This window comes from Arsenicibacter sp. R0_47 (assembly GCF_057652235.1).
Window position 1 is genome coordinate 115,468 of the sequence record NZ_JBYFCJ010000014.1, and the last position, 7,185, is coordinate 122,652.

Here is a 7,185-nt window from a genome sequence, read left to right on the forward strand (position 1 = left end):
GTCGGGGTGGGGGAGGTGGGTGGGGGGGCTATAAATAACTTTGCTGGGGGGCGGGTGGGGGGTACCTTCGTGTATTTTCTAACATTCCTGGATGGTCCGCCCCTCCGGCATTAACAGTATCAGAATTCCCAATCATTCGTCACAGAAGCCAGGTTATGAAACTGTATAAATGCTTGTTTATCACCAAACCATGCCATTACCTCCAAACGGCAAAGTTTGGTTTCTTTTTCTGACAATAACGCGTGATAAGAGGAGTATTCCCAGTCAGCCAGGTTATTGACAAAGCCATGATGAACCGGATTGGCGTGAATGTAATGCACCAATTTTATGTAATAGGCATCAGTATTAACCTCTTTTCTTTTGAAAGCGGGAATAAACAAACTTCCCTTCCTGTCTTGCTGCCGGTTGAACGCCTGCGTATAAGAGCTGAATAAATTGCCGAAGGTTCTGCTTATAAACGCAGGCAATAACGCTTCTGTTAATGGATTTGCTTCTCTTCCTGGTGTTCTGGCTTCAATAAATCGTCTGTTTGCCTCTTGTAATACCGAAGTTTCTCTGAGCCTGATCAGAAAATGTACATGATTCGGCATCAGACAATAGGCAAATGTATGCGCAATGGGTTCGATAAAGTAAGCGTAACGTTTTAGAAAATAATGGTAATTCTCTTTGTTCTCAAACAGATTTTCTTTCCCGTTCGCATGGGTGTATACATGGTATGTTTTTTCGGGAAACAGCGGTAATTCTTTATTGCTCATTAGCTTACGGCGATTTAACCAAAGGTACTGACCGGGTTCAGCAAAAGGCAATAGTTTATTATTGATTGAACTACAATTTCTGTATTGGTCTTGGGTTTTACCTTTCTTTTGAGGTGGACCTTCCTGGAAGTTCTAAACTTCCAGGAAGGTCCGCCTCAAAAGAAAGGCCTGATAGCTCCTCATAGCAAGATCCTACAATCAAACGGAAAGATAGTGGACGGCTATGCGCTCATTCGGGGATAGTTTTGTATTCTGAAGGGGTTTTGTCCCTCTTCTGCCGCCGGAAATGAAGCATTTAGTTGCAGGGATTATACAACATTATACTAACCGCCTCTTCCACCTGACAACCCTCATCGGACTGTTGCTCATGACGTTGCTGCTGCCGGCAAGAGCGCAGCAACCACCCCGTGTGGTGACTGACTTTACTAAAAACTGGCGGTTTGCCTTAGGCGATCATCCGGCGGCGAAAGATAAGGCGTTTGCGGATGCCGACTGGCGGACACTGAACCTGCCGCACGACTGGAGCATCGAAGGGCAGTTCAGCGAGCACCACCTCACCACTACCCAGGGCGGGGCTTTACCGACCGGCATTGGCTGGTACCGCAAGACGTTTACACTGCCTGCTACGGCTGTCGGTAAACGGGTATACGTTGAGTTCGATGGTATTTACCGGCATAGCGAGGTGTGGCTTAATGGTCACTCGCTCGGAACGCGGGCCAGTGGCTACAGCTCGTTCCGCTATGATTTAACGCCTTATCTGACGACGGGGCCGCAGGTATTGGCCGTTCGGGTCGATAACTCGGCACAGCCCAACACCCGCTGGTATTCCGGTTCGGGCATTTACCGGAATGTGCGGCTGGTGCTCACATCAGATATAGCCATCGATCAGTGGGGGACGTTTGTACGCACGCCGGTTGTTTCGGACAAAAAAGCTACGGTGACCTTACAACTGACTCTGCGCAAAACCACTGCCACACCGGAACGGGTGTCAGTCCGGACGCGCTTGTTTAGCCCGCAGGGCAAACTGGTAGCCGGACAGGAGCAGCAAAACAAGGTACTGAACGACAGCCTTACCTCCCTGCCGGAGCCGGTGCAACTGACCGTAACAAACCCGCAACTGTGGTCGGTCGAACAGCCCGATCTGTACGCGCTGGTTACGGAGGTATATACCGGAACACGGCTTGTGGATCGGGATACCACGAGGTTCGGCATCCGGACATTCCGGTTTGATGCCGCAGCGGGCTTTTCACTCAATGGCAAACCGACGAAAATTCACGGCGTTTGCCTGCACCATGATCTTGGCGCGTTGGGCGCAGCCGTCAACGTGCGGGCTATGGAGCGGCAACTCGGACTGCTGAAGAAAATGGGTTGTAATGCCATCCGTACATCCCATAATCTGCCGGCACCGGAATTTCTGGATCTCTGCGACCGGATGGGTTTTCTGGTGATGGACGAAGCGTTTGATATGTGGAAAAAGAAAAAGTCGAAACGCGATTATGGTCTTGACTGGGATCAGTGGCACAGGATTGATCTGGAAACGATGGTGAAACGCGACCGGAACCATCCGTCGGTTATTCTCTGGAGTATCGGTAATGAAATTCGGGAGCAGTTCGATTCAACCGGGATTACGATTGCCCGTGAGCTGGCCGGGATTGTGAAGGCGCTGGATCCTACCCGCCCCATTACGTCGGCACTGACCGAAAACGTACCGGAAAAAAACTTCATTTACCAGTCGGGTGCATTGGATGTGCTGGGCTTCAACTATAAGCATACGGCCTACCCCGACTTCCCGAAACTATTCCCAAATGTTCCCGTACTGGCTTCAGAAACAGGCTCGTCGTTGCAGACGCGTGGCCATTACGACATGCCGTCTGACTCGGTCCGGATGTGGGGAAAACCCAAAGGCGACTTCACCGAAGGCAACCCCGACTGGACCGCCTCGGCTTACGACAATGAGGCGGCTTACTGGGGTTCTACCCACGAACAGACGTGGAAGGTGGTAAAAAAGTATCCGCACATCGCGGGGCTGTTTGTCTGGACCGGTTTCGATTACCTCGGCGAGCCCCATCCGTATCCGTGGCCGGCGCGGAGCTCCTATTTCGGTATTCTGGACCTGGCGGGTTTTCCGAAAGATGTGTATTACCTCTACCAGAGCGAATGGACCAGTGAGCCGGTACTCCACGTGTTTCCGCACTGGAACTGGCCCAAAGGCAAACCCGTCGATGTGTGGGCCTATTACAACCAGGCCGACGAGGTAGAGCTGTTTCTAAATGATAAATCAGTGGGTGTACGCCGCAAAACCGGTGACGATCTGCATGTGATGTGGCGGGTGCCGTTTGAGGCCGGTTCCCTGAAAGCTGTATCGCGGAAAAACGGGCAGGTTGTGCAGACACGTGAAATCCGGACAGCCGGAAAGGCCGCTAAAATCCGGCTGATTGCCGACCGTACCGCTATTGCTGCCGATGGGAAAGACTTAGCCTATATCACCGTCCGGGTGCTGGACGAAGCCGGGAATCTGGTGCCCGATGCAACCCACCTGATCAGTTTTGACGTAGCGGGTCCCGCCACGATTGCCGGTGTCGATAATGGCTATCAGGCAAGCCTTGAGCCGTTTAAAGCCAGTTACCGGCGGGCCTACAACGGGCTGTGTCTGGCCATCCTGCAAGCTACTGAAACGTCGGGTACTGTCCGGCTACGGGCTGTTTCCGAAGGCTTACAAAGCGCCGAAGTCGTGATTGAAGCCAGAAAATGAGTTCATTACCTCTTTACCACATAGCCACATAGGGCACATAAGAGATAAAAAATCTTTGTTTTCTATGTGGCTATGTGGTATAAATTTTATGTAGCCGGACAAATCCCTGCAAGTTTGGCTCGCAATTGAGGGAGTTAGAAATACGAAATCAAGAGAAAATAGCGCCGTAGTATGTCCATTCTCAATAAAAGAATAATCTTATTGCTCTGTTGTCTGCTGGTAGAGGTGTCGGTATGGGCTCAGCCGGTGCCGAAACCGGATGCGGCCAAACCGTGGGTGTTCTGGTACTGGATGCAGGCGGGTGTTTCCAGAGAAGGCATCACCGCCGATCTGGAGGCCATGCAGCAGGCCGGCATCGGGGGGGCTTACCTGATGCCGATCAAGGGTGCCACGAATCCGCCGCTCTTTTCGCCGGCCACGGAGCAGCTCAGCCCGCGCTGGTGGGAGATGGTCCGCCATAGTATGCGCGAGGCCAAACGGCTGGGGCTGCACATGGGCATGCACGTAAGCGACGGGTTTGCCCTTGCCGGTGGTCCCTGGATCACGCCCGAACTGTCGATGCAGAAGGTTGTCTACAGCACTACTACGGTGAAGGGCGGGAAGCTGGTGACGCTTCATCTGCCGCAGCCGGCAACGGTAGAGGGTTATTACCGCGACATTGCCGTTTATGCCTACCCCAACCGTCACGGTAACGCGCCGGTGCCGGTTGTCACATCCAGCAAGGCGGGGGGATCGCCCCAGTTTCTGGTCAATCCGGCCAACAAGGAAGCGTTCCGCAGTGATTCTACCTGCTGGATTCAGTTTGCCTACGACCGGCCGTTTACCTGCCGGTCGATACTGATCCGGACGGGAGGCAACAACTATCAGGCCCATCGCCTGAAGATTGAGGTCAGTGACGACGGAAAAACCTTCCGGTCTGCTGGCCGCCTGACACCACCACGGCATGGCTGGCAGGATACAGACGCCGACGCCACCCATGCCATTGCTCCTACTACCGCCCGCTTTTTCCGGTTTACCTACGACAAAGCCGGTTCGGAGCCGGGGGCTGAGGACCTGGATGCCGCCAAGTGGAAACCCGGTTTTAAGCTGATTGGCCTGATTCCGTCGGCAGAAGCACGGATAGATCAGTTTGAGGGGAAATCAGCGGCCGTCTGGCGGGTAAGCGAACGTAGTACGGGTAAGCAAATTCCGGTGGCAGATTGCGTACCGGCCGGCCAACTGCTGAACCTGACGAAGTACATGGATACCGCCGGACAATTGACCTGGCAGGCGCCGGCAGGCTCCTGGACAATCCTGCGCATGGGGCATACCTCGACCGGTCATACGAATGCGACCGGCGGGGCCGCAAAGGGGCTGGAGTGTGATAAATTCAATCCGGAAGCCATCCGGTTGCAGTTTGACCGCTGGTACGGCGAAGCCCTGCGGCAGCTCGGCCCCGACCGCGATGCACTGACGACCTTCCATGTCGATAGCTGGGAGTGCGGTAGTCAGAACTGGTCGGCGGGGTTTGCGGCGGAATTCCGGAAACGGCGGAGCTACGACCTTCTGCCGTGGTTGCCGGTGATGGCGGGTGTCCCTGTTGGTAGTGCCGAAGCGTCGGAGCAGGTGCTGTACGATATCCGGCGCACGGTGGCGGAGCTGATTGTGGATGTATTTTACAAAACCCTCGCGGGACTGGCGAAGGCGCAGGGTGTGGCCTTCACAGCCGAAAGTGTGGCTCCGACCATGGTCAGCGACGGGCTGTCGCACTACCGCATGGTGGATATTCCGATGGGTGAGTTCTGGCTCAACAGCCCGACCCACGATAAACCTAACGACATGCTGGATGCCGTTTCGGCGGCACATATTTACGGCAAAAACATCGTGCAGGCCGAAGGGTTTACTACCGTCCGGATGGATTGGAGCGAGCATCCCGGTATGCTGAAAACGTTGCAGGATCGTAATTATGCCCTGGGCATCAATAAACTGGTGTATCATGTCTTTACCCACAATCCATGGATGGACCGCAAACCGGGCATGACGCTTGACGGCGTCGGCCTTTATTTTCAGCGTGATCAGACATGGTGGAAGCCGGGTAAGGCGTGGGTTGAGTATGCACAGCGGTGTCAGGCGCTCTTACAGCGTGGCCGGCCGGTGGCGGATGTCGCGGTGTTTACGGGTGACGATTTGCCGGCCCGGTCTGTGTTGCCGGATCGGTTAGTCAGTACCTTGCCCGGTGTTTTTGGCCCTGACGTGGTCGCGGCCGAACAGCGCCGGCTGGCCAATGTGGGGGAGACCATGCGCCAGAAACCGGCCGGTGTGTCGCATTCGGCCAACATGGCTGATCCCGAAAACTGGGTAGATCCCCTGCGCGGATATGCCTATGACTCATTCGGGCCGGATGCCCTGCACACGCTGGCAGCCGTGACGGGCAATGCCGTCCAGTTTGCCAGGAGAACCGCTTACCGGCTGCTGGTCCTGCCGCGTAAGAATCCGTTGCAGATCAATAATCAGTATATAACGCCTGAAACAGCAACCAAACTGCTGGCGCTGGTTGAGGCCGGTGCGACGCTGCTGATCGGGGACGCGTCTGAGCAGGTGGCCGGTAAGGGTGCGCCGGATGCAGTCCGGAAACTGGCCGACCGGCTCTGGGGTGGCACGTTTTCAACCGTTCGCGACGGGGTGTCGGTGATTCGGGTGAAAGCGGTCGGCCGTGGTCGGGTAGTGCAGACTCCCTTTATGCCCGGAACATTTGCCGGTCTGGGCGTTGCGCCGGATATACAGGTTACGGATGACAAGGGCGTTTATGCCCGGAACGTGGCCTGGACACACCGCGTTGATGACACAACTGACATTTACTTTCTGGCAAATCAGGAGGAGCGGGCCCGTGAGCTGCGGGTATCGTTTCGCGTGGCGGGCCGGCAACCGCAGCTATACGATGCCGTGACCGATACCTGGCAAACCGCCGGTCAATGGACAACCACAAACGGCCGGACCGAACTGACGCTGCGGCTTGAGCCGAATGCGTCGCTGTTCGTCGTGTTTTCAAAACCCACCATAGAACAGCGCCGGATCGGCCGGAACTGGATAGAACCCAAGCCGGTGATGACGCTGACCGGCAGCTGGCAGGTCGCTTTTGACGCCGCTTTTGGCGGGCCATCCATACCACAGACGTTTACGGCACTGACGGACTGGAGTCAGCATCCGGACAGTAGCATCCGGTATTACTCCGGTACCGCCGCGTACACCCAAACGTTTGATTGGGCCGGTGAAGCCACAACGCCTGTCTGGCTGGATTTAGGGCGGGTTGACAACCTCGCCGATGTGACCTTAAACGGGCAGCCTTGCGGCGTTGTCTGGACGTTTCCGTACCGTGTTGAAGTCAGCAAGTACCTGAAAAGGGGTAAGAACACCCTCACCGTTGCCGTCACCAATACCTGGGCGAACCGGCTGATCGGTGACAGTCACCTGCCTGCTCCGCAGCGGATTACGAACACCACTGCTCCGTTCCGGCTGGGCGGCAAACCGCTCCTGCCCGCCGGTTTATCAGGACCCGTCCGGTTGCTGGGGGTGGAGTAATGGGCGTAGCGTTTGGGGCGTAGTGGAAAGGGTGTAGTGGTGGGGGCCCCCAAAAAAAAGGCAACAACCAAATTTGGGGCGCCCCCGAAAAAAAAAAAAAAAATAAACAAAAGACCAAAA

The 7,185-nt window shown here is 55.4% G+C and carries 3 protein-coding genes; 2 read left to right on the forward strand and 1 reads right to left on the reverse strand.

Annotation, left to right across the window (positions count from 1 at the left end):
* Nucleotides 1-119: 119 nt before the first annotated feature.
* Nucleotides 120-755 (reverse strand): transposase, encoded by a 636-nt coding sequence (locus tag AC23NW_RS21185; RefSeq protein WP_487451842.1) that lies wholly within the window; start codon nt 753-755, stop codon nt 120-122.
* 286 nt (nt 756-1,041) lie between these two features.
* On the opposite strand from AC23NW_RS21185, the gene galB reads away from it, so the two are divergent.
* Both galB and AC23NW_RS21195 read left to right on the forward strand, forming a co-directional pair.
* The gene (galB, locus tag AC23NW_RS21190; RefSeq protein WP_487451844.1) at nt 1,042-3,507 is read left to right on the forward strand and encodes a beta-galactosidase GalB; all 2,466 of its coding nucleotides are present in this window, start codon (nt 1,042-1,044) and stop codon (nt 3,505-3,507) included.
* Nucleotides 3,508-3,678: 171 nt separating this feature from the next.
* Nucleotides 3,679-7,065: a glycosyl hydrolase gene (locus AC23NW_RS21195; RefSeq protein ID WP_487451845.1), complete on the forward strand. Its 3,387-nt coding sequence runs from the start codon at nt 3,679-3,681 to the stop codon at nt 7,063-7,065.
* Nucleotides 7,066-7,185 lie beyond the last annotated feature (120 nt).

Excerpts from the sequence above, each read along its gene's own strand:
- AC23NW_RS21185 (WP_487451842.1), bottom strand. The coding sequence starts at position 755 with ATGAGCAATAAAGAATTACCGCTGTTTCCCGAAAAAACATACCATGTA.
- galB (WP_487451844.1), top strand. The coding sequence starts at position 1,042 with ATGAAGCATTTAGTTGCAGGGATTATACAACATTATACTAACCGCCTC.
- AC23NW_RS21195 (WP_487451845.1), top strand. The coding sequence starts at position 3,679 with ATGTCCATTCTCAATAAAAGAATAATCTTATTGCTCTGTTGTCTGCTG.